The organism is Arthrobacter sp. Edens01, assembly GCF_001307035.1.
Taxonomy (GTDB): Bacteria; Actinomycetota; Actinomycetes; order Actinomycetales; family Micrococcaceae; genus Arthrobacter_B.
This window is the reverse complement of record NZ_LKIU01000006.1, coordinates 190,654-215,740: the sequence shown is the minus strand read 5'-3', so window position 1 is coordinate 215,740 and position 25,087 is coordinate 190,654. Positions and strand designations below refer to the sequence as shown.

Genomic DNA, 25,087 nt, shown 5'->3' with positions numbered 1-25,087 from the left:
AGGAGAATCATGGCTCGATTACTCCACGATTTACGCCGCCTGCGCAGGAGCGTTGAGGCGAGGCGGGGAAAGCTCCCGCCCCCGCGTGCAAACCATGAAGAAATCCATGCCCGGCTGGACACCGCCATGGCTGCTGCCAGGGCCGCGGGACGGACACTGGAGGAACAGGAGCGCGTGGCCGGAGAAGCAGCGGCACATTACGCGTCCGTCACCGAGGCCTACCGCCTGCGCCGCGAGGCCGTTGAGGGCGTAATGCCTTCCGGTCCTTCCTCCGCCATCCTGACCCTGGCAGGGACAGCACGGAGGATGCATGATCTGGCCTCCGAGCGCGGGGACATCGCCGCCGCGCACCTCACTGAGATCCGCTCACGGAGGGAAAAAGTCCACCGGCTGGTTGCAGATCTGGTCAAGGCCCAGGCCGAACTCCGGCTGGCCGTCACCGTGGAGCAGAGCCGGGCGCGGCTGGACGGGCTGGGCGGCGCGTCCGCCTCCGTTCCCGCCGGCGCCGAAAACCCGTTCGATGAAGAGCTGCGCGAGGCCACCCGGCTGGCGCGGGAAGCAGAAGCCCTGGCAGAGCTGAAAGGCGGATGGGCATGAGTGAAGAGTCCAGCGTGCGTCTCGGTGTTCCGTATACACCGCCGCGTTCCTATTCGGAGAAAGCCGTGAGCCGGCTGATTTTCACGGCCGCCGCGTTCATCATTTTTGGCGGGTTCAACGTCATTGCGGTGGCACTGGCCATCCTGCTGGTGGTGTACCCGCTCCTTATCGCCCGGGAACGGCTTGTTCTTCGCCCCCGGCGGGAGGAGGCAGAGACCGCAGCCCTGAACCGCGCCGTCGAACAGTTCTTTCCCGGAGCGCCGAAAATTCAGCGCGAGCAGTGGAGCGCCCTGATGACCAGCCGCAAGGGCAAAACGTTCCGTTTCCGTGACGACCTCGGCGGTGAGATGCGGGTGGTCCGCACCGGGCGCGCTGCCCTGGCCGGCCACTCTGCAATCGCCGGGCAGCCCGTACGGCCGCGCTCGGCCAAGCGCACGGAAATTGAAGTAACCCGCCGCTACGGCGACGTGGGGCTGACCGATTTTGACACGGTGATGACTGCATCAGGCCGGGATCCGAACATTGCCCGGGCAATCGCGGAAGTCCGCCGGGGCTATCGGCACGGCCGCGAGTCCGCTTAAGGGTCCGGGCTGCCGGGCCCGCTGTACGCTGGCTTAGCGCACCGGGGCTGCCGGCCGGCCGCGGGTCCGTCCGCTTAGGGCTCCGGGCGCAGGTCCATACCCATAACCGTGCGGACGGGGATCGGCCCGCCGTGGTCTTCAGCGACGGGTTTCATCCCGAGTTTCTCCGCCACCCTGCGTGATGCTGTGTTCTCAGGATGGATGAGGGCGATCAGCTTTCGTGCCTGCAAAGTGTCGCGGGCAAAGTCCCGGCAAGCGGCTGCGGCTTCGGTGGCGTAGCCAAGTCCCTGACTGGCTGTCCGGACGTGATAGCCGACTTCCAGCTCAGTCTCAGACTCGTTTACCTTCTGCCAGGTGAGGCCGCAGTCTCCCAGGAACTCGCCGTCGTGCGTTTCCACAATCCAGAGACCGTGCCCGTACTTCGCGTAGTTCGCTTCATTCCAGGCAATCCACTTTGCTGCCTCGTCCCGGCTCTTCGGTGCCGGGTAATACGCCATGACCTCCGGGTCGCCCAGCAGCGCCGCCATCTGATCCAGGTCATCCGGGGTCATTTCGCGGAAACGCAGACGGGCTGTGTCTTTTGGCAGCATTCCCCTAGCTTAGGCGGGGGTGGGGGGTTGGCTAGAAGTACCCATTGTCATTGATGGGCGGGTAAATCTCTTTGGGAATCGGCTGAATAACGTCCCAGTGTTCAACAACCTTGCCGTCTTCGACCCGGAAGATGTCCACGATGGCCCGGCCCTCCTCCCCCGGCACCCGGCGGGAATGCACGTGCAGGGCCACCAGGTCGCCGTCGGCAATCGCCCGCTTCACTTCGTTGCGGCCGTCCGGGTAATTCTCACGGAGGTAGGTCACGAACCGGCGAAATGCCTCCGGGCCGTCGGCCACCCACGGGTTGTGCTGGATGTAGGTGTCCCCGAGGTAGGCCATGGCGCCCTCGACGTCGCGGTTGTTGTACTTCTCGTAGAAGTCCAGGACCAGTTCCTTGTTGTTCATGCTTCCCCTGCGTATGTGATGCGCGTTACATGGATGCGGCCAATATAAGCCGGGGGGACGGGCGGCTACCTAAAGGGGACTTCACATTCGGGCAACAAAAAGTCCCGCCCTCTCCGCTGGGCGAAGAGAACGGGACCGAACTTGTGGAGCTTAGGGGAATCGAACCCCTGACCTTTTCATTGCGAACGAAACGCTCTACCAACTGAGCTAAAGCCCCATGCCTGTTCCGGATAACCGGCCTTGTCAGGCTACGCCGATTCTATGCACCCGCCTAGGCTGCGGGCAAAATCCCGGTTCCGGCTTGAGCCCCCGGCGGGCTCTTGGCTAGGCTCGCGGCAACTGCGCGGGCGGCGGTCCCAGCTGCGCCCGGGAGCATGGTTTCCCGGATGCTTTCCGTTGCCTGCTCACACGAGGATCCACCGACAAGGAGCAGACCATGAGTTTGATCAAGGACATGCTGACCTCGCATCCCGCGGGCAACTCCAATGTGGACATGGATGCGCTGGCCGCCTGCATCGAAGCGTGTTTCGAGTGCGTCCAGACGTGCACGGCCTGCGCTGATGCGTGCCTCAGTGAGGACATGCTTGGCGATATGGTCACCTGCATCCGCACCGACCTGGACTGCGCGGAGATCTGCGGAGCTACCGGAAAGGTGCTGGCCCGGGCGGGGAAGGACCATGCATCCGCCGTCGACCTGATCCGTGCCTGTGCCGCCGCGTGCCGCCGGTGTGCGGAGGAATGTGAGCAGCACGCCTCCGCGCACGACCACTGCCGCATCTGCGCCGAGGCCTGCCACCGCTGTGCTGCTGCCTGCGATGCGCTGCTTCTGACGATCGGTTCCTAGGCCGGCTGTCGGTCCATCTGCCTGGGTCGATCTCCGGCGCACCCAGCGTGCGGCCGAGGCTGGGGCAAGGCTGGGCAGGCCGGGTTGGGGTGGTCGAGCGTGCGGCCGGCCGCTGGGCAGGCCGGGTTGGGGTGGTCGAGCGTGCGGCGGGCCTGGGGTGGCCTAGCTGCGGCGGGCCGGCCAAGCGTGCGGCCGGCGGCTGGGATGAGACATCCGAACACGCAGGTTCCCACCCGCCGTTACTGGTGTCATCTGGAGGGACCTCAGACGGCGCAGCTGTAACAAGGACTGAGAATTGGTGCCTGGCCGCACCCGAATCCCTCCGATTTGGGACATGGCTCCGATTTGTCCGATTTGTCAGGCCGTTCCTGGACGTTTCCCTCTTGCCTGGGACTCCCCTCCGGTTTGGGACAACTTCCCGGAGCGTTTTCCGTCCGGTTTGGGACATCCCTTCCAGATTGGGACAATCCTGCGCGGCGCAGCGTCAGGAAAGTCCCCAAGCGGCAGGGAAGTCCCCAAACGGAGGGGAATCCCCGCCGGCAGGCACGTCCCCACACGGAGGGAAATCCCCACCGGCAGGCCCGTCCCCACACGGAGGGAAACCAGCCACCAAGCCCCGCTCCAGCGCAGCCTACGTCCGCGAGCGCATCCCCCGCATGAGGATCCAGGCCAGCGGCGTCATAACAGCGATCAGCGCCACAGGATTAGGCCGGAACACCGCAGGGTTTCCATCGGCCGCCGCGTAGACCCCTAGCGGCAGCACCAGCCCTCCTCCGCCGCCACCGCCGTCGCCGTCGGCGTCTCCCCCGCCGCCAAACCCGGCCTGTACCAGCGCTACCGGCACCAGCGTTTCGGAGCCGACCTTCACCGGGTCACCGTAGACCCGGGTGACAGCCAGAGACTTGAAGGACTCAGACAGGGTGGCCACGATGTTCACGATGCCCCGCCCGAGGTAAGCATCCCGCGCACATAGGCAGCCTGACCCACGTGCTCCAGGCAGTCAGCCAGGGAACTGACCAGCCGCACACCCAAAGTGACGGGCGGATCCCAGGAGGTGTCCACCACGCGGTCCAGATCCGAGGCAGACAGCCCGGAGACGAAGGCGATGGTCCGGGCACTGACGGCGTCGTAATACTCCTGAAGCACCTCGGCGGACTGCACCTGCACCTTGGCAACCTCCTCGGAAGTATGCCCGTACCCGGTGTCCTCCACGGCAAGGGGGAGCCCCACCCGGTCCGCCCAGCCCTCAGCGGTCCAGACCTGCTGGTGTCCGGCGACGTCGGCCACTTGCGCATCCTCCACCCGCGCCAGGTGCCAGATCAGCCAGGAAATCGAGTTCCCGTCCGGGTATGGGCGGTGGTTCAGGTCCTTGGCGCTCAAACCATTGAGCACTCGACTCACGGTCTGGGGCAGCCGTCCGAACGCATCAATTAACAGGTCACTGGAATCCATCAGGTCTCCTCGGAAGAACTTGAACAGGTTGAACGCCACTGTGCCAGTTCCGGGGCCCCGGCAAAAGGGACGGACGACGGCGGCGGGCCGGGTTGGGGCAGCGTGGCCGGAGAAATTGTGCGGGCGGGGTTGCAGACGCCCTGCACGCTCCTACACTTGCCGGATGGAGTGGATCGACGAACGTCCCACCTGGCTTCCGCCCATCCCGCCGCCCCACCGCGGACGGGCGCGGATTGTGGCCGGGATGCTGTTGGTTACCGCCGTGATGATCGTTGTGCTGGTGACTGCCTTCGTCGGCGGAACCATTTCCATGTACCTGTGGTGGCCGCTCGCGGGCGGGCTGCTCCTGCTCGGATCGGGCCTCCTGAGCCGCCGCCGGCTCCCGTGACTACCCTGACCCCCTGCTGACCAGCTAATCAGCATGATGTGACAAAGTTCGGCATACCGAACTTGTTTAACCAGCTTGCCGAACTTATTGTTTTCCGCATGACGACGACGTTGACTTCCCGCCTGCGCCGCCTGGCCGTGCTGCCCGCTGCTGCCGCGCTCTTCGCCCTGTCCGCCTGTTCAGGATCCGCCGACGCAGACGGCGCCGGGGACAAACCCGTAGTCCTGACCACTTTTACCGTGCTCGCTGACATGGCCGAGAACGTGGCCGGTGAACACCTGCAGATCGAGTCGATCACCAAGGCCGGTGCGGAGATCCACGGCTACGAGCCCACCCCGGGAGACATCCGCCGTGCCTCGAAGGCGGACCTGATCCTGGACAACGGGATGAACCTCGAGGCCTGGTTTGAACAGTTCACCGCAGACCTGGACGTCCCCCGGGTAACGGTCAGCGAAGGCGTGGAGCCGGTCAACATCGCCGAGGACGCTTATAAAGGCCTGCCCAACCCGCACGCGTGGATGTCTCCGCTGAACGCGCAGATCTACGTGGACAACATGGCGGAGGCGTTCGCCGAGCTCGATCCGGAAAACGCGGAGTCCTTCCGCGCCAACGCCGACGCATACAAGCAGGAACTGCGGGAGGTCCAGGACCAGCTGGTCACGGAGCTCGGTGCCCTGCCGGAAACCCAGCGGGCGCTGGTCACCTGCGAAGGCGCGTTCTCCTACCTGGCACGCGATGCCGGTCTCACCGAGCGCTACATCTGGGCTGTGAACGCTGAACAGCAGGCCACCCCGCAGCAGATCGCGGCCACCATCGAGTTCGTTAAGGACAACCAGGTCCCTGCCGTTTTCTGCGAGTCCACCGTTTCGGACGCCCCCATGCAGCAGGTCGTCGAGGCCGCGGGCACACAGTTCGGCGGAGTTCTGTACGTCGACTCGCTTTCCGAGGAAGGCGGCCCGGTGCCCACCTACCTCGACCTGATCCGCCACGACACGGAAACCATCATCACAGCACTGACCGGAGCCGGTTCCTGATGGCCGCCCCGGCGCTGGAACTGGACTCCGTGACGGTGAAGTACGACGACGTCACGGCGCTGGACGGCGTCAGCCTCACCGTCCAGCCGGGCCGCGTCTGCGGGCTGGTCGGGATGAACGGTTCGGGCAAGTCCACCCTGTTCAAGTCCCTCATGGGCCTGGTGAAGCCGGCCGCCGGAACGGTCAGGCTCAGCGGCATGGCCCCGGCGAAGGCACGTAAATCCGGCCTTGTCGCCTACGTTCCGCAAAGCGAGGACGTGGACTGGTCCTTCCCGCTCAGCGTCCGGGACATCGTCATGACCGGACGCTACGGGCACATGGGCCCCACCCGCCGGCCGCGCGCTGCAGACCGGGCCGCGGTGGCGGAGGCCCTGGCACGGGTGGAGCTGACCGGCCTGGCGGAGCGCCAGATCGGCCGGCTTTCCGGCGGGCAGAAAAAGCGCGCCTTCGTGGCCCGCGGCATTGCCCAGGGCGCCTCGGTGCTGCTGCTCGACGAGCCGTTTGCCGGCGTCGACAAGCGGTCGGAGGCAACCATCACCGCTCTGCTGCGGGAACTCGCAGCGGACGGCCGGACTATCCTCGTCTCCACCCATGACCTGCATGCCCTCCCCCAGCTGGCTGACGAGGCCGTGCTGCTGATGCGCCGGGTGCTGGCACACGGTTCCCCGGAAGAAGTGCTCCGTCCGGAACAGCTGGCCCGCGCGTTCGGACTCAATGTGCTGGATGACGGCACCCCGGTTCCGGCGGGGACACTGAATGCGGGAACACTGAAAGCAGGCAAGCCGTGATCGAGCTGCTCACCGACCCCCTCTCCTATGACTTCATGGTCCGTGCACTGGCCACCGCCGTCATTGCCTCGGTGGTCTGCGGCGTGCTCTCCTGCTGGCTGGTGCTTATCGGCTGGTCGCTGATGGGCGACGCCGTCTCCCACGCCGTGCTGCCTGGTGTTGTACTGGCCTATGTGGTGGGCGCGCCGTTCGCGCTGGGAGCAGTGATCTTCGGGTTCCTGGCCGTCGGCCTGATCGGCCTGGTGCGCGATACCAGCCGAATCAAGGAGGACGCAGCGATCGGGATCGTCTTCACCACGTTGTTCGCCGCCGGACTGGTGCTGATCTCCGTGACACCGAGCCAGACCGACCTTAACCACATCATCTTCGGCAACCTGCTGGGCGTGAGCTCCGCGGACTTGGCGCAGGTCGCCGTCCTGGCCGCGCTGACCCTGGCGGTGCTCCTGTTCAAACGCCGCGACTTCACCCTGTACGCGTTCGACCCCACCCAGGCCCACGCCGTCGGGCTTAATCCGCGGCTGCTCGGTGCTGCGCTGCTGGGGCTGCTGGCGCTGACCGCCGTCGTCGCCCTGCAGGCGGTCGGGGTGGTGCTGGTGGTCGCGATGCTGATCATCCCGGGCTCCACCGCCTACCTGCTCACCGACCGGTTCAGCCGCATGCTGCTGATCGCACCCCTTATGGCGGCGGGCTGCGCGGTGGCCGGCATCTACGCCAGCTACTACCTGGACACCGCCACCGGCCCCATGGTGGTACTGGCCCAGGGCGCCGTTTTCACGCTCGCATATCTTTTCAGCCCACGTCAGGGCGTTGTCGGCCGCGGAATCGCTGCCCGCCGGCGGCGCCGCACGCAGGCCGTCTGAGCCTATGATGGGCGCATGACTTCTGCCTCCAACGGTTCCGGATCCCAGTCCCAGACCCTGTCCCGCGGGATCCAGGCGCTGGAACTGCTGGCGGAATCGGAGACACCCCTGAGCATCGCCGAACTTTCCGCCGGGCTTGGGGTGCACCGCTCCATCGCATACCGGATCCTGCGCACCCTGGAGGCGCATTCGCTGGTGATGCGCGACGACGCGGGGCGGGTTTCCGCGGCACCGGGACTTGCCGCTCTGGCGCGGGGTGTCTCCCGCGACCTGCAGTCCGCCGCACTGCCGGAGCTGACCGTCCTGGCGAACGAACTGTCCATGACCGCCTTCATCGCCGTGTGGGACCAGCACGACTGCGTCACCCTGGTCACCGTTGAGCCCCGGCACAGCCGCACCGCGCTGATCCAGCGGCCGGGCACCCGGCATTCCTTCACCGCGGGCGCACCGGGCATCGCGATCCAGTCAGCGGTCTCCGAGGAGCACTGGAACCGGCTCGCCCCCGGACAGCCGTACCGCGACGAGGCTCGGCTGGCCCGCCGCCGCGGCTACGCCACCAGCCACAGCGAGGTGATCGACGGCGTCGGCTCCGTGGCCGTTCCGGTACAGGTACCCGGCCAGCTGCCGGCATCCCTGTCCGTGGTGTACTTCGGTACCGGGAAGGACGATGCCGGCATCGGCGCGCGGCTTATTGAAAGCGTCCGGCAGATCGAAGCGCAGCTGACCTAGAAACCGGCTTCCGCTCCGGTTGGTCCGCCTCGCTCCGCTTTGTGGCCTTGCTCCGCTGCGCGGCGGGCCGTTGACCCACAACGGGGCAATTCCGGGCCCATCCGGGTTAGGCAAGCTTTCTCTTGCTGGAAACGTGGGGCAAAGGAGCCTAAAACCAAAGCATGGCCCTTAACCGTGTGTCCTTCCAGAAGGCAGTCCGGCACTACCCAGTAGTCGCTGCGACGGTAGTTGTGCTCGCCGTCGTCCTGGTCCTGTGGGGAGCCGGCGCAGGCGGGCCGGCGCAGTGGATCGCCAGCCTGTACACCCTCGGTATTGTGGCCATCACCGGCGCGGGTATGGTCCGTGACATCAAGCGTGGGCACTACGGACTGGATATCCTGGCCGTCATCGCCATGCTGGCCACCGTAGCCGTGGGCGAGTACATCGCCTCGCTGATCATCGTGCTGATGCTATCCGGCGGCGAGGCACTCGAGGATTACGCCGCCGGCCGGGCCAAGGGCGAACTCGATGCCCTGCTGGACCGGGCCCCTCAGATCGCCCACCGGCTGCCGGCCGAGGCGGATACCGGCGGGAATCCGGTCTCCGGTAAACCCGCCGCCGAGCTGGCCGAAGACATTCCGGCCACCGAGGTGGCGGTGGGCGACATCCTGCTCGTCAAACCCTCCGAAGTGGTCCCCGTTGACGGCGTGCTGCTCTCGCCCGCCGCCTCCTTCGATGAGTCGTCCCTGACCGGCGAATCGATTCCGGTCTCCCGCTCAGCTGGTGACGCCGTGATGAGCGGTTCGGTTAACGGCACACACGCGGTACGCATCCAGGCCACAGCGACGACGGCGAACAGCCAGTACCAGCGCATCGTCGCCCTGGTGCAGGAGGCCAGCGAATCCAAGGCTCCCGTGGTGCGGCTCGCGGACCGCTTCGCGGTGCCCTTCACGATCGTTTCCCTGCTGATTGCCGGCATTGCCTGGGCAGTATCCGGCGACCCCGTCCGCTTCGCCGAAGTGCTGGTGCTGGCCACCCCGTGCCCGCTGCTGATCGCGGCACCCGTGGCGTTTATGGGCGGCATGAGCCGCTCCGCCCGGCACGGCATCATCGTCAAGGGCGGCGCGGTGCTGGAGCAGCTTTCCGCCGCGAAAAGCGCCGCCTTCGACAAGACCGGCACCCTCACCTACGGCCGTCCCGAGCTGGTCTCGGTTAATCCGGTCAACGGTTTCGACGCCGATGAACTGCTCATCCTTGCGGCGTCCGCGGAGCAGTACTCCTCCCATGTACTGGCCGCGTCGGTGCTGGCTTCCGCCGAGGAGCGCGGACTGCCGGTCCATCCTGCGGAAACAGCCCAGGAGGTGGCGACCAACGGCGTCGAGGCCTTCATTGACGGGCGAACCGTGCGGGTAGGAAAGCGCCGGTTCGTTGAGGAAGTGGACCCGGCGACGCAGGCGGCGGACCTCGCGCCCGGGCAGATGGTGGTTTACCTCAGTGTGGACGGACGCTTCGCCGGCACCCTGATCCTCAGCGATACGGCCCGCGAAAACGCCGCCGCTACCCTGGAACGGCTGCGCGGGCTGGGGATCCGCGAGACGGTGATGCTCACCGGCGACGGCCTGGCCACCGCCGAAAGCATGGGCCAGACCGTCGGCATTACCGATGTGCGCGCCGAGCTGCTTCCCGAAGACAAGGTGAAGGCCGTGGCGGCACTGCCCCTGCGGCCGGTGATCATGGTGGGCGACGGCGTCAATGACGCGCCGGTGCTGGCGGCTGCCGACGTCGGAATCGCCATGGGTGCCCGCGGCTCGACGGCGGCCAGCGAGTCCGCCGACGCCGTGATCGTCGCGGACGACATCTCCAAGGTTGCCACCGCCATGGACATCAGCAAGCGGACCATGCAGGTGGCGCTGGGCAGCATTTTGCTTGGCATCGCCCTGAGCCTGGTCCTGATGCTGGTGGCAGCTTTCGGGTACATTCCGGCCGTGGCCGGGGCGCTCACCCAGGAACTCGTGGACCTGGCCACCATTCTGAACGCGCTGCGTGCCCTGCACGGCAAGACCCTGTTCCGGCGGGCAGGCAAACCGGCTGCGGTGGCTTCGGCGCCGGTCCCGGGCTCCGTCTAGCCGGGCTTCCGCGGCCCAGTTATGCCGCAAACCCGGCGCCCGGCTGGCGGGATCCCTCCGCGCGCGCCCACCCTTCCCACGATCTGTGGCTGACGGGACGGATGAGGTCACATCAGTCAACAGGTGTCACGGAACGTGGGAAGCGCGGCCCGGCCCGGCAGCCCGGGAACGATTCACCAGCCCGCGCCAGGCCGTTCCGGCGTCATAATCTCCCAATTCATTGAAGGCCTGTTCAGGGGCCGAATACGATCGGGGCACCGTTTGAACACCGCCATGGATCCGGGAACTGAACATGTCTGCATTGATCGCCCCTGAGGGCCTGCCCCGCCCCGCCGTTTCCGCCAACGACGCCGTGCAGCTGGCCGCGGAGTTCTATGGGCTGGAGGTGTCCGGCATCAAGGAACTGGGCAGCCAGCAGGACCGGAACTTCCTCGTCACCGACGAAGACGGCACCCGGCGGCTGCTGAAGATCAGCAATCCGGTATTCAGCCGTACGGAGATCGAGGCGCAGAACGCCGCCATGGAGCGGCTCACCGCGGCCGGCTTCGCCACTCCGCTGCCGCTGCGCTCGGCCGGCGGAGAACTGGTGGAGACCACGGATCTGGACGGACGGATCCACTGCCTGCGCCTGCTGACCTTCGTGGAAGGAACCCCGGTCATTGACCGGCCGTATCTAGGCGGTGCGCTGCGGACGGCTCTGGGCGACTGGCTGGGCCGGACCAGTGCAGCGTTCGCGGACTTTGAACATCCGGGCCTGGAACGGGCACTCCAGTGGGACCTGCGGAACGGTGAAGACGTGGTCGCCGCGCTGGTGCCCTTCGTCCGCAAGGACTGGAAGCGGGCCCTGCTGCTGCAGACTCTTGAGCGCATTAGTGCTGTCTTGGAAGCGCTGAAGGACCAGTTGCCGGTCCAGGCCGTCCATGGAGACATGACCGACGACAACGTGGTCTGCACGCCCGGCACCGGCGGCGGTGTGGAGCTGGCCGGCATCATCGACTTCAGCGATGCAATGTACAGCTGGCGTGTGGCTGAGCTGGCGGTCGGCTGCTCAGCGCTGTTCCACCACGATCCGGCGAATCCGCTCACGGTGCTGCCCATGATCCAGGCGTTCCACGCCCAGGCACCGCTGTCCGACGCCGAGGTGCGGGCACTGTGGCCGCTAATCGTCCTGCGCGGAGCCGTGCTGGCAGTCAGCGGTGAGCACCAGGTCACTGTCGACGCCGGCAACGACTACGCCTCCGACGCCCTGGACCGCGAGTGGACCATGTTCGAGGTTCCTGCCCGCTGTGACTGGAACGCCGCTGAAGCCTCCATCCGGGCAGCTCTCGGGATGCCGGTGCAAGCCGGACAGGACATGGCAGCCTGGCTGCCGTTGGTCCCGGCGCTGGCCGCGCCCGTCCGCGTGGACTTCGGCTGGGACAGCGAAGACTTCCACAACGGCTCATGGCTGGCTGGAGAAGCGGAGGAGCAGCGGATTCTGGCTGCGGCTATCGGGTCCGATTCCGCCGCCGGTGTTGCCGGCGCTGTGCTGACCCGGTTCGGGGAAGCCCGTCTCACCCGGGCGGCCGCAAACAGTGCCGAGGAACCAGCGAACACAGCCCTCGCCGTCGAGCTCCGGGCCACTGAACCGACGGCAGTGCATGCCCCATTTGCCGGAACACTGTCCGCGGACGGAAACGGGACCGTCCGGCTGGACGGCGGGGACGCCGCCGTCGTGCTCTCCGGTCTCCAGCCGGACGCGGGCGCCGGGCCGGTTGATGCAGGAGCCCGGCTGGGGCTTGCCGACCGGCTGACCGTCTGGGTGCAGCTGTCAGGCGCCTATCCTGCGTCCGGGACGCCGCCGCGTTTCGTCAAGGCGTCCGAGTTCCCCGGATACGCCGCCGGCTTCGCGGATCCGGCACCGCTGTTCGGCCTTCCGGCGGCCGACGCCGCAGACGAAACCCTGCTGCGGCGCCGAACGTGCGCCTATGACGCCCTGCAGACGCACTACTACGACGCCCCGCCGCGGATCGAGCGCGGCTGGAAAGAACACCTGATCAGTACCACCGGGCGGCACTATCTGGACATGGTCAACAACGTCACCGCTCTTGGGCACGGCCACCCCGAGGTCGCGGAGACTGCGGCACGCCAGTGGCGGAGGCTGAACACCAATTCGCGGTTCCACTACGCCTCTGTGGCTGAGCTGTCCGAACGGCTGCTGGCCAAGGTGCCGGACTCTTTCGAGACGGTGCTGCTGGTCAACAGCGGTTCCGAGGCGGTGGAGCTGGCCCTGCGGCTGGCCAAGGCGTTCACCGGCCGCGAGGACGTGCTGTGTGTGCACGAGTCCTATCACGGCTGGTCGCTGGGTGCCGATGCCGTCTCCACCTCGGTCTCGGACAACCCGCGGGCGTTGGAGACCCGGCCCGGCTGGGTGCACGTGGCGGATGCACCGAACGCCTACCGCGGCCGGCACCGCGGCGAGGGCGCGGGCGCTGCCTACGCCGCCGACGTCGCGCGCCAGCTGCAGCAGCTGCACGACGCCGGCACCCCGGTGGGCACCTTCATCGCCGAACCGCGCAACGGCAACGCCGGCGCGGTCGGCACCCCGACGGGGTACCTGGAACAGGTGTACGCCGCGGTCCGTGCGCACGGCGGTGTGAACATCTGCGACGAGGTGCAGATGGGCTACGGCCGGCTCGGCCGGCATTTCTGGGGCTTCGAGGAGCACGGCGTGGTGCCGGACATCGTCACCATGGCCAAGGCGATGGGCAACGGGCATCCGCTCGGAGCAGTGATCACGCGAAAGGCGATCGCGGCGGCGCTGGCGCCCGAAGGCTCCTTCTTCTCCTCCAGCGGCGGCAGCACGCTCAGCAGCCGGATCGGGGTCACCGTGCTGGACGTGATCGAGAAGGAGCAGCTGCAGCAGAACGCCGACGCCGTAGGTCAGGTTCTGTCTGAGGGGTTCCGTGAGCTGATGGACCGGCATCCGCTGATCGGCGCGGTGCACGGCATGGGCCTGTACCAGGGGGTGGAGTTTGTCCGGGACCGGGAGACGCTGGAGCCGGCCACCGAAGAAACCCGTGCGATCTGTGACCGGATGCTCGAACTCGGCGTGATCGTCCTGCCCACCGGCGACCGGCAGAACATCCTCAAGGTCAAACCGCCGCTGTGCTTCACGGCGGAAAGTGCCCGGTTCTTCCTGGCCACGCTGGACCGGGTGCTGTCCGAGGGCTGGTAACGACCGTGGATCCGGCACCGAAAGCTCCGGTAGGCCTCGGGGACACTCCCGGCCTGCCCGCCACCCCCGCCAATGAGCCGGTTCTGGGTTCCATGAACGGATCGGGTTCGTTCTCGAGTGAGTTTGCCGGTACCGGCACTTCCGCTGTCGCGGTTTATCTCGCCTGCCAATCCGAGGGTGACGTGTCGGTGATCGTCGCCAACGGGACACCCGTGACAATCCCCTGCGGCACCAAGGAGGAATCGACCCGCCAGCTTTTCGCTGTGCCTTCCCAGCAGGACCGGATCTCCGTCGACGTTGAATCGGATGGACTCATTTTGGGACTGGTCCTCACCGACGCCGGGAAATAGTCCGGCCGTAATACTGGAGGCATGCGTGCGACGACCGGAACCGCTGGCCGGCCTGGTGGCGGCATTCGCTGCACCGGCGGGTGGAACCGGCGGCAGGTAAGCCTGGCAGCGGCGGAGGTCAGGAGCTCCCACCCTGTTCCTGTTACGGGCAAAAACCGCTAGCGTAGCCAGCATTCGGCACCCGCGGTGGTCCCCGCGCCCCGGATGCCAGGTGAAGGAAGGTCCAGCCATGAGCACGCAGCAGGAACTGGTGAACAAGTACCTGGACGGTTTCCGCCGCAGTGACCACCCGGCGATCCTCGCCTGCCTGACGGACGACGTCGTCTGGCGCATCCACGGGTCACGTACCGCCCGCGGCAAGGCAGAGTTCGACGCGGAGATTGGCGAGCCGGGCTTCGAGGGCTCCCCGGACCTCAGCTTGGAGCGCATGGTCACCGAAGGCAACACAACCGCCATCACCGGAGCCGGCCACGGCGTGCACCGGACCATCGGCCCGGTCTTCTTCAACTACTGCGACGTGATCACGTTCCGCGACGGCCTGATCAGCGAAGTGGACTCTTACATCGTGCCGATAGCCTAGACGCCGGCCTACGGAGTTGGACGCCGTCGCGGGGCGTTATGAAGGACTGGATATCCTGCTGTCCGGGCTGGTTCAAAAACTCGACGCCGGTCCCCGCCGGGCGACGGCGAAACCTGTCAAGGAGGTCTCGAGCCGAATGTCACGTGGGGGAAAGTCTTTGCGGATGCGCGCCGCAGCGATGCGTTACCGCTTCGCCGAGTCACTGTTCCTTTTGCCGGCGCTGTTGATGCTCGCGGGCATTGCCCTTGCGGTCAGCGCTGCTGCCCTTGACCGAGCCCTGGGCCACGATGCCCCGATCCCGCTGACCCTGGCCATGAGCAGCAATGCCGCCACATGGCTGCTGGCCACGGTGGCGGGCGCAATGATCACCACCGTCGGCGTCGTCTTCTCCCTAACCGTGGTCAGCCTGCAGTTGGCCAGCGGCCAGTTCTCTCCGCGCGTGATGCGGTCCTTCATTCGGGACCGCCTGAGCCAGGGCGTGATCGGCCTGCTGGTGGGAACGTTCTTCTATTGCATCCTGATCCTGCCCAGCCTCAGCGGAAACCCTGCCGCTGACGCACCCCGGATTTCGCTGACACTAGCCGTCGTCCTCACCCTGGTCACCGTGGTGGGCATCATCGCCCACCTGGACCATCTCTCCCGTGGGCTTCAGGTCGGCAACCTGGCCCGCGCAATCGCCGCGGAAGGCGGTCGCGTGGCCGCGGAGCTGGACAAGGCACCAGCGGGTTTGCAGGCCGCGGACCCGCGGGATTTCCACCCGCCGGCAGATGCCGCCGTGATCTGCTGTCCCGTCAGCGGATGGGTTAGCCAGGTGGACAGTACCCGTCTTCTGTCTGCAGTTCCGCCTGGCACTACGGTTCGGCTGGAAAGCCGCATCGGCGCGTATGTCCATGCGGATGAGCCCCTGCTGTCCGTATGGCCTGCGCCTTCGAGGGAGAGCCGGCAGGAACTCGCGGGAGCCATCGAAGTGGCCGATGCGCGCACTATGCTGCAGGACGCGGATTCGCGATCCGCCAGCTCGTGGACATCGGCCTGCGTGCGCTCAGCTCGGCCATCAACGACCCCACCACTGCTGTGGAAATCACGCTCCGCCTTGGAAGCCTCCTTCGCGGCATCCTCACTGCCCCGCTGGCTCCGGAAGCCCTCCGGGACAGCGCAGGACGAGTCCTGGTGCAGCCATGGAACCTGGATCATGAGGAGTACGTCGACCACGCATTTGACCAGCTGCGCCAGGCCTGCCTGGACCAGCCCGAGGTTGCCGCCGCGCTGCTCCGGGTGCTGCGCATGCTCATCACCCACGTCAACGAGGAAGGATGTCCCGAACGTTCAGCACCGCTGCACCGGCAAATGAACCTGCTCCTTGACTCACTGCGGAAGCACCCGGGGCTGCACCCTGAGGACCTCCGCCGGCTGGAATCGCTGTCCGCAGATGAGACAGACCCGGCCGACCACAGCCGCTAGTTCCTCCCATTTGCAGGAGAACACACGGCTGCAGCCGGCCGGAACCAGGCTGGCTAGGAAACCGGAGCCAGCTCCGGGTAGTCCGTGTAGCCGGCAGCGCCGTCCGTGTAGAACGTGGAGTAGTCCGGTGCATTCAGGTCCGCGCCTTCCTGCCAGCGGCGGGCCAGGTCCGGGTTGGCGAGGGCCGGGCGGCCGACGACGACGGCGTCAGCCAGGTCCTCATCCAGCAGCCCGAGGGCGGACTCACGGGTGGTCTCCACACCGAAGCCGGTGTTCAGCAGGACCGGTCCGGCGAAGCGGCGGCGCAGTTCCTGGACCAAATCGTCTGCCGGGTCCTTGTGCAGGATGCTGAGGTAGGCCGGCTTCAGCGGTGCGATGCCGTCCACCAGTGCCGTGTAGGTGGCCAGCACGTCGTCGCGGTCGGTTTCCAGCACGTCCTGGATGTTGTGCTCCGGGGAGATCCGAATGCCGGTGCGCTCTGCGCCGACGGCCTCGACTACGGCCCGGAAGGCTTCCAGGACAAAGCGGGCACGGTTCTCCGGGGATCCGCCGTAGTTATCAGTGCGGGTGTTGGAGACGGGTGAGAGGAATTCCTGCAGAAGGTAGCCATTGGCACCGTGCAGCTCAACGCCGTCGAACCCTGCCTTGATGGCGTTCGCGGCGGCGGCAGCGAATTCCTGTGCGACGCCGGGAAGCTCGGCTTCGGTCAGGGCGTGCGGCACCGGGTAGGGCTGCTTTCCGTCGTACGTGTGTGCCTCACCGGAGAGCGCGATGGCGCTGGGAGCTACCGGCTGGCGGCCGCTGACGTTCTCGTGGCCGACGCGGCCGGAGTGCATCAGCTGGGCGACGATCCGCCCGCCGGCTTCGTGCACGGCGTCGGTGACGCGCTTCCAGCCGGCGACGTGTTCTTCGGTGACCAGGCCGGGCATCCGGGTGTTGCCCTGGCCGGTGAAGGACGGGTAAATGCCTTCACTGACAATGAGGCCGAGCGAGGCGCGCTGGCGGTAGTAGTCCACCATGATGTCGGTGGGGACGCCGTCGAGGTTGGCGCGCATGCGGGTCAGCGGGGCCATGACAAGCCGGTTGGGCAGTTCCATGGTGCCGACGGTCAGCGGGGTAAACAGGTTCACTAGGACGGGTGCTTTCTCTCGATCGCATCAGGGCAGGGGTTGTCCCGACGTTCGTACACCCAGCAACAACCCGCAGCCCGGCCGCGGATATTCCGTCAGCGCGGCAAGATCACACCGCCCGCGAGGTGGAGCCGGCCGTGACCGATCCGGGCCCGGTACCTGAGCCTGCCGGCTGCGGTTCAGGGGTGATGAAGAAGTTGTCGCGGAACAGTCCGGACGGATCCCAGGTTGCCTTGAGCGCCTGCAGCCGCAGCAGGTAGCCGGGCGGGAAGGCGCGGGCAACGACGTCGGGCCCGGTGTCCGTTTCGAAGCTGAGGTACATGCCTTCCATCAGCGGAAGCAGGTCGCGCCAGCGCTGCTGCACGTCGTCGGACCGGCCGCCCAGGAGGGAGATCAGGAAGTTGGCATCCCGCCAGCCGAACGCCGTCGAGTCGGCCGGATAACTGCCCACGGCTCCCCCGGCCGAACGGACACTGAGGAAGAAGGGCCGGTCAGTGGCCATGATTTCCGCCAGGCCGCGCGCAACGTCGGCGTCCAGGTGGCGGACCAGGCCGGAATGGCCGTGCGGCTCGCCTCTGCCGGACTGCCCTTCGCCTGTCAGCGGCACCTCCATCAAGGCCGTGTAAGGCATCATCTGAACCAGCTGGTCGGCCAGCGGCGCCAGCCCGGCGAAGGGCTGCAGCTGCTCAAGTACGGTGTCCGGATCACTGGAGTCCACCACGATCACCGCCTGGACCGCGGACGGCCTGCCGGCCCCGGCGAGTCCCACCATGAGTGATCCGGTGACGATGGGATCCGCTGCCTCAACGGTGGTTCCCCACGCCTGCAGGAACGCGGCGACGTCATCGGGTGTGAACACGAGCATCGCGAAACCCACCTGAGCGGCTACCGGGTGCGCCTCGAATTCGAAGGAGACGACGGCACCGAAGTTCGCTCCCGCACCGCGTACAGCCCAGAACAGGTCGCTGTTTTCGTCCGCGCTGGCGTGCACCAGGGCCCCGTCTGCGGTGACAACGTCCACGGACCGCAGGTAGTCGATGGTCAGGCCGCGTTCGCGGGCGAACCAGCCGAACCCGGCCGTTGTGGCCAGGCCTCCGACGCCGACTCCGCCGTAGTCCCCGGAGGTGACCGCCAGTCCCTTGGGTGCCAGCGCCTGGGCCACTTCGCCCCAGCGAGCGCCCGGCCCCACCTGAATCCTGTTGCCGCCGCTGACGGTGACGGAGTTCAGCGCATCGAGCGCCAGCACGATTCCACCGGTGTTCAGCGACCTGCCTGAGAGCCCGTGCCCGGCACTGAAGATTCCGAACGGAACATCCCGGTGGCGGGCGGCGAAGCGCACCGCTTCCTGCACCTCGGCTGGATTTTCGGGGCGGACGACGACGCCGGGCCGGGCGCCGCGGAAGTAGCTGGACGTGTAGCGGGCGTACCCCGGATCGCCCGGGAACATTGTCCGGGCAGCCAGTGCTTCCGGGATCGGGTCACCATGGAACGTCCGTGCCGGTGCCGGTTCAGCAGGGGTGGAACCCGGCACCGTATTCGGGATTGACTCCGGAACTGCGCTGCCGGCACGGGCTCGGGCCGTCCGCGCCTGCGCCACCCGGTCACGGACCCGGGGCGCGGTGACTTCGGCAAACCGCCGCAGCTCCGCCGGGTCGTCTGAGGCAAGGATGAACACGCTCATGCCGTGCCCGGTGGCCAGTTCTGCCAGGTCTTCCGCGGAGGACTGCGGCGTCACGTTCAGCAAACGGGTAATCTGCCGCGGGTCCCGCCCTGCCTTGCGGGCGGATTCGTCGATGACCTGGTTGCCGCGGTCGACGTCGCCGGGTTTCATCCACGGCAGGCTGGGCAGCCAGCCGTCGCCCTTCCGGCCGATGATTCGCTGCATCCTGGGTTTGTATGCCCCCAGCCAGATGGGGATGTCATGAGCCGGTGCCGGCCCCCGCGCGGCGCCGTCCACCCGGTGGAACTGGCCCTCCACGCGTAAGGGCTCAGGGTTCTCGGAGTCCCAGATTCCGCGGATGATATCCAGCGCCTCTTCCAGTCCGCTGACTGCATTTCCCACGGTCAGCTTCGGTGCTCCCATTGCTGCGATAGCGTCGAGGTAGCCCCCGGCACCGATGCCGAGTTCCACCCGTCCGCCGCTGAGCAGGTCAAGGCTTGCCAGGGAGCGGGCCAGCACCGCGGGCTGCCGCAGCGGCAGGTTGAGCACGTTCCCCGAGACATGGATGCGCGAGGTCCTGGCAGCTACCCAGGAGAGCAGGGTCCAGGTGTCCAGGAACTTCGGCTGGTACGGGTGATCCTGGAAGGTCACCAGGTCCAGGCCCAGCTCCTCGCTGAGCAGGGCCAGGTCGACTGGAACCTGCGGCGCGGAAGCCAGCGGGGTGATGAAGCTGCCAAAACGAAGCGGGTGCAGGTAATCAGGCATGCCTTCAGCATCTGCCCGCCCCGGACCATTGACAACCACCGCATAAGCGACTTACTTTTCGTAAGTGACGTCAAAAAACAGACCAGCCCCGCCGTTCACCATCGATGATGAGCAATGCATGCGGCTAACCACTGTCATGGAGATTGTTGGGCGGCGCTGGGTGGGCGGCATCCTGCTGGCCCTGGGCACCGGCGCCGAGCGGTTTACGGAGATTCAGAACCGGGTCCAGGGATTGTCCGCACGGATGCTCACCCTCCGGCTCCGTGAACTTGAGGGCTACGGACTCGTGGAACGCATCGTGGAACCCACCGTGCCGGTAAGCATCCGCTACCACCTCACCGGCCGCGGCATTGATCTGCTGCGCGCCCTGCAGCCAATCGGCCAGTACTCGCGCCGCTGGGAAGAGACGCCCGGCGAAGAAGCGGCAGCTTCCTAGCCGCCGAAGACAGCTACTTCCCGCTGAACACCGGGAACTTGCCGGACTTTCCGTAGTCGGTCACGCTCATCCCGTGCAGGGCTTCCATGTCCGCATCGGAGATGACGAAGTCAACGTCCGCGTTGGTGCGCATGTGCTCGGGGTTTGTGGTTTTCGGCAGCGGCACGGTGCCCAGCTGCAGGGCGTACCGGATGCACAGCTGCGGCACGGAGACCGAGTACCGCTCCGCCATAACGCCCACCTCAGCGTTGCCCAGGATCTCCCCGTGCGCGATCGGTGAATATGCCTCCACAAGCATGTTGTTCTCCGTACAGAAGTCGAGCAGTTCCGTGGGCGTGTTTCCCACGTGGAGCAGCACCTGGTTGACCTGTGGAGGAACGGTGCACGCGGCGAAGATGTTCTGAAGGTCCGCCTGCTCAAAGTTGGAGACGCCGATGGACCGCAGCTTCCCGGCGTCGTGCGCTTCCTCCAGCGCCCGCCACGCTGCCCGGTTTCCCTCGGCATAGGATCCGCCGCGCCAGTCGTTCCAGTGCTGCGGACTGTGGATCATCATCAGATCCAGATACTCCAGGCCCATCAGTGTCAGCGATCCGTCGATCGCTGACACAGCGCCGTCGTAATCCTTGATTTCCGCGGCCAGCTTGCTGGAGACATACAGCTCGTCCCGCGGGACACCGCTGGAGCGCACACCCTCACCGACGCCGCGTTCATTGCCGTAGGCCTGCGCAGTGTCGATGTTGCGGTAGCCGATTCCAATCGCGTCCTGCACCGCCTGCGCAGCGGCTCCGTCCTCAATGAACCAGGTGCCGAACCCCAGTTTGGGAATGGGGGCGCCGTTGGCGAGGGTATAGGTTTCGTTCAGGATCATGGTCCGGCTCCTCCGGATTGGCGGATCGTTCTTCCCCTGCCATGGTCCCGCGTGCGTCCGGCCAGCGGAATGGGCGTCGTGGTTTCGTGGCACGCACCGGGCGGTACCGTGCCACTGGATGAATGCACCCGAGGGGTTGCATGCAATGCAAGCTACCAGTAGCGTGCAGTGCATGACACCATCCCGTGAGTCGGTTTTGACGCAGCTCCGCAAAGGCACTGTGGACTACTGCGTTCTTGCCTGCCTGCGTTCCGGACCCGCCTATGGCCTGGAGATTGCCGAGCGCCTCGGGGAAGGAAAGATCCTGTTCGCCAGTGGAGGCACCCTGTATCCGCTGCTTTCACGGCTGCGGCAGCAGGGATGGGTCACCACCACGCTGGAGCCGTCGCCGGTCGGACCACCCAGGCGTTATTACCACCTCACCGGCGAGGGCGAGGCCGCGTTGAAGATCTTTACCCACACCTGGAACGTGTTCGCCGCGGATGTCACAGCCGCTATTAAGGAGACTTCATGAGCACCACCGAAAGAATGCCGGAACTGCTGGAGGCATACTTCGCCGACCTGGACCGGGCGCTGACGGGCTCGGACCCGCGGGAACACGCCGAGACGGTCCAGGCCATGCGTGAGCACGCGGCGGAGATGCTCAGCCTGCACGGGAACTCCGAGCAGACCGCTGAGCGCGTCATCGCCGATTTTGGTCCGGTGGAGGACGTGGCCGCCGCGAGCACCGCCGCACCCGCCGTCCCGGCGCCGGCAGCAGCCAGGTCCTGGGCGGACGTCTGGTTGCTTGCCGGCTCGGTCGCAGGCCTGGTGTTCTACGTGTTTCCGCTGCTCTCCATCGCCATGCTCACGTGGGCGGTCCTGAGGCTGCGCCAGCATGCCGGAAACCGGTCCCTGCAGCGGGCTGCCCTGTGGGTGTCCGTCGCTGCGGTCGTGATCTCCGTGGGACTGTTCACCCTTCGCCTGATCCGTGTCCTCTGATGCGCGTCTAGAACCGGCGCTCCGCCACGTTCACCCGGGTGGCGGCGTCGAGCGCTGACCGGACCTGTTCCGAGGGCGTCACGCCGGGAGGGGTGCTCGCAAGCTGCTGATCGGAGGCGTTGGGGTCCGAGAAATAGATCCGCCCATAAGCCGGGGTGTCCGGCTCGAACCGCCAGCTCTCTGCCAGCGTTCCGGCGTCGACCGTGTCAAAGCCAAGCTGTCCGATGATGGCTGCGGCCTCCGACTTGGCAGCGGCGTCATCACCTGCGATCGGCAGCGCAGTGCGGTCGTCCGTTCCGGCGGGGCGGGCCAGGGCTGGGATATGCGCCGCAAGAATATTGTTGAACGCCTTGACGTAGCGGGCCCCGCCCAGCTGGTCCCTCACCATTTCGCTTGTGGTCACGGTGCTGTCATCCAGTTCCTGGATGCGTCCGTCCCGGGAGGGGTAGTAGTTGCTTGTATCCAGCACCAGCTTGCCGGCCAGCAGTCCCTCGGGAAGGTTCTTCACCGCCATAAGCGGGATTGAGAGCACGACGGCGTCGCCGGCGTTGACTGCCTCTTCCACCGTTCCGGCCTTGGCCAGCGGGCCCAGCTCAGCGACCAGATCCTGCAGGGATTCCGGACCGCGTGAATTCGCGATGACCACGTTTATGTCCGCTGCCACGGCCAGCCGTGCCACAGCCGATCCAATGTTTCCGCTTCCGATGATTCCCAGTGTCGCCATGTCTGCATCCCTTCGGTGGTTGTGGTGTGTGCAAGCAACGTCGGCCGGGGATAATTCCCGGGTCCCAGCCTCGGACCTAGGCCACGGGGGCAGTGACGGCGGCGAGTTCGGTGTCGGAGACGGGTGGTAAAGAATAAGTACGACTGAAGAACGTGGACCAGCGAAGACGCACACGATGGGAAGTGACATGCAGACACCCGCAGGATGGTACCCGGACGGCCAGAACCCACAGATTGTGCGTTGGTGGGACGGCCAGCAATGGACTCAACACACCCAGCCCATCCAGCATCCGGGGGTTCCTGATACAGGTTCTTCGGTGCCACCGTCGACCTCCCAGGAAACTGTGGGAACCCCAGAGAGCACAGACCGGACACGGACGGGACCGGGTAGAAAAAAGGTGGGACTGTTCAACGCCCGCCAGGTGGCTCAGGAGCAGCTCGCCGAGAACGAACGGCTGCAGCGCCTGATTGACGCACACGGGCTCCAAGACCTCGCAGAGATATCACGGCTGAGAGAGGAAGCCGAAGAACAGCTCCGTCGACTCCGCTCAGAATTCCAGGCCGAGATGGCAGCTGCTGGGCGAGAGCGGGAAGCAATCCAGCAAGAACTCGCGGTGGCACGGAGAGAGATCGTTTCCATCCATGACCAAGCGGGACTCCAGGACGCCGGTTTGTTCGCATACTCGCACCCCGCCGAAAGCTCCGCCGAACTGGCTGCGGAGCTGGAAGTCGTGCGGTCTCAGATCAAGGACATGGTTCGGTCGAAGGCTGCTATCACAGCGACCAGCAACTTCACCTTCAATAATTCGGCGAAGCAAGGGCAGAAATTCGTCGCCCAGATGTCGCAAATCATGCTTCGTGCTTACAACGCGGAAGCGGAGAATTGCGTCAAGACAGTCAAAGCCGGGAACCTTCAGACCGCCCAGGCACGGCTTTCAAAAGCCCGGGAACAGATCATGAGGCAGGGCACCATGATCGATCTGGCAGTGAGCCCTGAGTATCACCGTCTTAGATTGATCGAATTGTCCCTAGCCTCCCGCCATCTGCAGGCTCTCCAAGCAGAAAAGGAAGCAGAACGAGAACGGAAAGCAGAGCTTAGGGAACAGCGCCGCGTCGAACAGGAACTGGCACAGGCAAAAGAGAAACTGGAGAAAGAACTCAATCACTACCAGACAACCTTGGCGGCGCTTGAAGCCAAGGGAGATGCTGACGGGGCAGCTCGTATGAGGGAACTCGTCCTGGACGCCGAACGGGCAATTGCCGACGTGGATTACCGTGCGGCCAATATCCGTGCCGGGTACGTCTACGTCATATCAAATGTGGGCGCCTTCGGAGAAAACATGGTCAAGATTGGCATGACACGGCGGCTTGAGCCGATGGACCGGGTCCGTGAACTGGGCGACGCGTCGGTGCCGTTCACCTTCGATGTCCATGCACTCTTCTTCGCCGAGGATGCAGTGGGCGTGGAGGCCATGCTCCACCGCACTTTCGCAGAACAGCGCGTCAACAAAATCAATACCCGGCGAGAGTTCTTCTACGTCAACCCCACCCAGGTCTTGGAGGCGCTCAAGCAGCACCGCGTCGAAGTAGTGGAGTTCCGGACGGATTACGTGGCGGAAGAGTTTCAGCTCAGCCGTGGCAATTTGGAAGCCAAAATGTGAGAAGGCTTTCGCCTCGAGCACCCCGCGCCTCTGATCTAACGCGGGCGCTCCATCAGCCTCGGACCTAGGCAACGGGGGCGGTAACGGCGGCGAGTCCGCGCAGCTCCGCCGCGGTCAGCCGGGCGCCGAAAGCGGGTCCGCCGGGCTGCAGGAAACCGGTGCCTGCCAGCGAGTCCACGGGGACCGGATCGTAGCCGATCCGGTCCACTACTGCGGAGACCAGGGCAACGGCGTCGTGCTCGTTGCCGGCTACGGCCAGGCCCCGCCGCTCCGGGTGACCGGCCGGACGGCGGTCCGGTTCCAGGTGGTGGTAGCCGGTGTGGCTGAAGGTCTTGACGACGGCGGCACCCGGGAACATTTCCTGCACCACTTCGGAGGAAGGCCGGTCCCCTGCGGCGAAGGCGGGGATTTCGCCGTCCACCGGAGGCCAGTAGTTCATGGTGTCAACGACCACCCGCCCGGCCAGCAGGGCAGGATCGATGGTCTTCAATCGGTGCAGCGGCAGGGCCAGGACCACCAGGTCTGCGTCAGCAACGGCGTCGCGCGTCCACTTCGGCTCTGCTCCGGGGGTCACGAAGTCGATCATCAGCTCCAGCCGGGAGGGGTCACCGGAGGCGGAGATGGAAACCCGGTAGCCGGCGTCGAGGAGTGAGCGGGCAATGGCGGTGCCGGCCTTGCCGGCGCCGACCACGGCGACGTGGAGCGTGTCCGGGGCGTCGTCAGCCGTGGAGGAGGGAACGTGCAGGGCGCTGGGCGGTGTGCTGCTCATGCATGGGACAACGCGGCCCCGGCTGCGCTCATTCCCCAGGGGTCTCTGGCAGACCCCGCACCGGCGTGCTTGCATGGGAAAGGGGTCCAGCCGCGCAGAACCCGGCCGAAGG

At 66.2% G+C, this 25,087-nt stretch carries 26 protein-coding genes, 1 tRNA gene and 1 pseudogene; 18 read left to right on the top strand and 10 right to left on the bottom strand.

Going from position 1 to position 25,087, the window contains the following annotated elements; translation table 11 throughout:
- The first annotated feature begins 9 nt into the window (after positions 1–9).
- Complete coding sequence (locus tag AO716_RS15540; RefSeq protein ID WP_152970013.1) at positions 10–597, top strand: hypothetical protein; 588 nt, start codon at positions 10–12, stop codon at positions 595–597.
- Positions 594–1,178, top strand: a complete 585-nt coding sequence (locus AO716_RS15535) for a hypothetical protein (RefSeq protein ID WP_152970012.1) — start codon at positions 594–596, stop codon at positions 1,176–1,178. The genes AO716_RS15540 and AO716_RS15535 overlap by 4 nt, the downstream gene beginning before the upstream one ends.
- Positions 1,179–1,252: 74 nt before the next feature.
- Here the strand turns inward: AO716_RS15535 and AO716_RS15530 are convergent, their stop codons facing one another.
- The 3 genes from AO716_RS15530 to AO716_RS15520 all read right to left on the bottom strand — a co-directional run bounded on the left by AO716_RS15530 (position 1,253) and on the right by AO716_RS15520 (position 2,391).
- A complete protein-coding gene (locus AO716_RS15530) occupies positions 1,253–1,768 on the bottom strand; it encodes a GNAT family N-acetyltransferase (RefSeq protein ID WP_055242631.1) in 516 nt (171 codons plus the stop codon).
- Positions 1,769–1,799: 31 nt separating this feature from the next.
- A complete protein-coding gene (locus tag AO716_RS15525) occupies positions 1,800–2,174 on the bottom strand; it encodes a nuclear transport factor 2 family protein (protein ID WP_055242628.1) in 375 nt (124 codons plus the stop codon).
- Positions 2,175–2,318: 144 nt separating this feature from the next.
- Positions 2,319–2,391, bottom strand: a tRNA-Ala gene (locus AO716_RS15520).
- Positions 2,392–2,610: 219 nt separating this feature from the next.
- Here AO716_RS15520 and AO716_RS15515 point away from each other — a divergent pair.
- Positions 2,611–3,018, top strand: a complete 408-nt coding sequence (locus tag AO716_RS15515; RefSeq protein WP_055242626.1) for a four-helix bundle copper-binding protein — start codon at positions 2,611–2,613, stop codon at positions 3,016–3,018.
- A 631-nt stretch (positions 3,019–3,649) separates the two neighbouring features.
- On the opposite strand, the gene AO716_RS15510 is transcribed toward AO716_RS15515, so the two are convergent.
- The gene (locus AO716_RS15510; RefSeq protein WP_235472133.1) at positions 3,650–3,946 is read right to left on the bottom strand and encodes a hypothetical protein; all 297 of its coding nucleotides are present in this window, start codon (positions 3,944–3,946) and stop codon (positions 3,650–3,652) included.
- Between the two features lie 5 nt (positions 3,947–3,951).
- Positions 3,952–4,470, bottom strand: coding sequence for a mycothiol transferase (locus AO716_RS15505; RefSeq protein WP_055242998.1), 519 nt, complete (start codon positions 4,468–4,470; stop codon positions 3,952–3,954).
- A 163-nt stretch (positions 4,471–4,633) separates the two neighbouring features.
- Here AO716_RS15505 and AO716_RS15500 point away from each other — a divergent pair, with 163 nt between their 5' ends.
- The 11 genes and pseudogenes from AO716_RS15500 to AO716_RS17915 all read left to right on the top strand — a co-directional run bounded on the left by AO716_RS15500 (position 4,634) and on the right by AO716_RS17915 (position 15,982).
- Entirely contained in the window at positions 4,634–4,858 is a 225-nt protein-coding gene (locus AO716_RS15500; protein ID WP_055242622.1) for a hypothetical protein, read from the top strand.
- A gap of 98 nt (positions 4,859–4,956) precedes the next feature.
- Positions 4,957–5,892 (top strand): metal ABC transporter substrate-binding protein, encoded by a 936-nt coding sequence (locus AO716_RS15495; RefSeq protein ID WP_055242996.1) that lies wholly within the window; start codon positions 4,957–4,959, stop codon positions 5,890–5,892.
- Positions 5,892–6,680, top strand: coding sequence for a metal ABC transporter ATP-binding protein (locus AO716_RS15490; RefSeq protein WP_055242620.1), 789 nt, complete (start codon positions 5,892–5,894; stop codon positions 6,678–6,680). The genes AO716_RS15495 and AO716_RS15490 overlap by 1 nt, the downstream gene beginning before the upstream one ends.
- Complete coding sequence (locus AO716_RS15485) at positions 6,680–7,540, top strand: metal ABC transporter permease (RefSeq protein WP_235472147.1); 861 nt, start codon at positions 6,680–6,682, stop codon at positions 7,538–7,540. Before AO716_RS15490 ends, AO716_RS15485 begins: the two co-directional genes overlap by 1 nt.
- A gap of 15 nt (positions 7,541–7,555) precedes the next feature.
- Positions 7,556–8,269 carry an IclR family transcriptional regulator gene (locus AO716_RS15480; protein ID WP_055242619.1) on the top strand — a complete coding sequence of 238 codons (714 nt, stop codon included), beginning with the start codon at positions 7,556–7,558 and terminating at the stop codon, positions 8,267–8,269.
- A 161-nt stretch (positions 8,270–8,430) separates the two neighbouring features.
- A complete protein-coding gene (locus tag AO716_RS15475; RefSeq protein WP_055242617.1) occupies positions 8,431–10,374 on the top strand; it encodes a heavy metal translocating P-type ATPase in 1,944 nt (647 codons plus the stop codon).
- 292 nt (positions 10,375–10,666) lie between these two features.
- On the top strand, positions 10,667–13,591 hold the full coding sequence (locus AO716_RS15470) for an aminotransferase (protein WP_055242615.1): 2,925 nt from the start codon (positions 10,667–10,669) through the stop codon (positions 13,589–13,591).
- Positions 13,592–13,596: 5 nt separating this feature from the next.
- A complete protein-coding gene (locus tag AO716_RS15465) occupies positions 13,597–13,941 on the top strand; it encodes a hypothetical protein (protein WP_055242613.1) in 345 nt (114 codons plus the stop codon).
- 229 nt (positions 13,942–14,170) lie between these two features.
- On the top strand, positions 14,171–14,521 hold the full coding sequence (locus tag AO716_RS15460) for a nuclear transport factor 2 family protein (RefSeq protein WP_055242611.1): 351 nt from the start codon (positions 14,171–14,173) through the stop codon (positions 14,519–14,521).
- A 136-nt stretch (positions 14,522–14,657) separates the two neighbouring features.
- Positions 14,658–15,509 (top strand): annotated as a pseudogene (locus AO716_RS15455) (DUF2254 family protein); the annotation flags it as partial.
- On the top strand, positions 15,437–15,982 hold the full coding sequence (locus AO716_RS17915; RefSeq protein WP_414826589.1) for a DUF2254 family protein: 546 nt from the start codon (positions 15,437–15,439) through the stop codon (positions 15,980–15,982). The pseudogene AO716_RS15455 and the gene AO716_RS17915, both read left to right, overlap by 73 nt.
- 53 nt (positions 15,983–16,035) lie before the next feature.
- Here AO716_RS17915 and AO716_RS15450 read toward each other — a convergent pair whose 3' ends face one another.
- Both AO716_RS15450 and AO716_RS15445 read right to left on the bottom strand, forming a co-directional pair.
- Positions 16,036–17,112 (bottom strand): alkene reductase, encoded by a 1,077-nt coding sequence (locus AO716_RS15450; protein ID WP_055242609.1) that lies wholly within the window; start codon positions 17,110–17,112, stop codon positions 16,036–16,038.
- 109 nt (positions 17,113–17,221) lie between these two features.
- Entirely contained in the window at positions 17,222–19,537 is a 2,316-nt protein-coding gene (locus AO716_RS15445; RefSeq protein WP_082413674.1) for an LLM class flavin-dependent oxidoreductase, read from the bottom strand.
- Between the two features lie 64 nt (positions 19,538–19,601).
- Here AO716_RS15445 and AO716_RS15440 point away from each other — a divergent pair, with 64 nt between their 5' ends.
- Positions 19,602–19,973 carry a winged helix-turn-helix transcriptional regulator gene (locus AO716_RS15440; RefSeq protein WP_235472132.1) on the top strand — a complete coding sequence of 124 codons (372 nt, stop codon included), beginning with the start codon at positions 19,602–19,604 and terminating at the stop codon, positions 19,971–19,973.
- A 13-nt stretch (positions 19,974–19,986) separates the two neighbouring features.
- Here AO716_RS15440 and AO716_RS15435 read toward each other — a convergent pair whose 3' ends face one another.
- Complete coding sequence (locus AO716_RS15435) at positions 19,987–20,841, bottom strand: aldo/keto reductase (protein WP_055242605.1); 855 nt, start codon at positions 20,839–20,841, stop codon at positions 19,987–19,989.
- Positions 20,842–21,013: 172 nt separating this feature from the next.
- Here AO716_RS15435 and AO716_RS15430 point away from each other — a divergent pair, with 172 nt between their 5' ends.
- Together AO716_RS15430 and AO716_RS15425 are read left to right on the top strand one after the other, a co-directional pair.
- The gene (locus AO716_RS15430) at positions 21,014–21,355 is read left to right on the top strand and encodes a PadR family transcriptional regulator (RefSeq protein WP_055242603.1); all 342 of its coding nucleotides are present in this window, start codon (positions 21,014–21,016) and stop codon (positions 21,353–21,355) included.
- Positions 21,352–21,822: an HAAS signaling domain-containing protein gene (locus AO716_RS15425; protein ID WP_055242601.1), complete on the top strand. Its 471-nt coding sequence runs from the start codon at positions 21,352–21,354 to the stop codon at positions 21,820–21,822. Before AO716_RS15430 ends, AO716_RS15425 begins: the two co-directional genes overlap by 4 nt.
- A 7-nt stretch (positions 21,823–21,829) precedes the next feature.
- Here AO716_RS15425 and AO716_RS15420 read toward each other — a convergent pair whose 3' ends face one another.
- Positions 21,830–22,735 (bottom strand): NADPH-dependent F420 reductase, encoded by a 906-nt coding sequence (locus AO716_RS15420; RefSeq protein ID WP_082413646.1) that lies wholly within the window; start codon positions 22,733–22,735, stop codon positions 21,830–21,832.
- On the opposite strand from AO716_RS15420, the gene AO716_RS15415 reads away from it, so the two are divergent.
- A complete protein-coding gene (locus AO716_RS15415; protein ID WP_321164376.1) occupies positions 22,722–24,206 on the top strand; it encodes a DUF4041 domain-containing protein in 1,485 nt (494 codons plus the stop codon). The two genes, AO716_RS15420 and AO716_RS15415, sit on opposite strands and share 14 nt — an antisense overlap.
- 64 nt (positions 24,207–24,270) lie before the next feature.
- Here the strand turns inward: AO716_RS15415 and AO716_RS15410 are convergent, their stop codons facing one another.
- Complete coding sequence (locus tag AO716_RS15410) at positions 24,271–24,975, bottom strand: NADPH-dependent F420 reductase (RefSeq protein ID WP_082413645.1); 705 nt, start codon at positions 24,973–24,975, stop codon at positions 24,271–24,273.
- Positions 24,976–25,087: the final 112 nt, after the last annotated feature.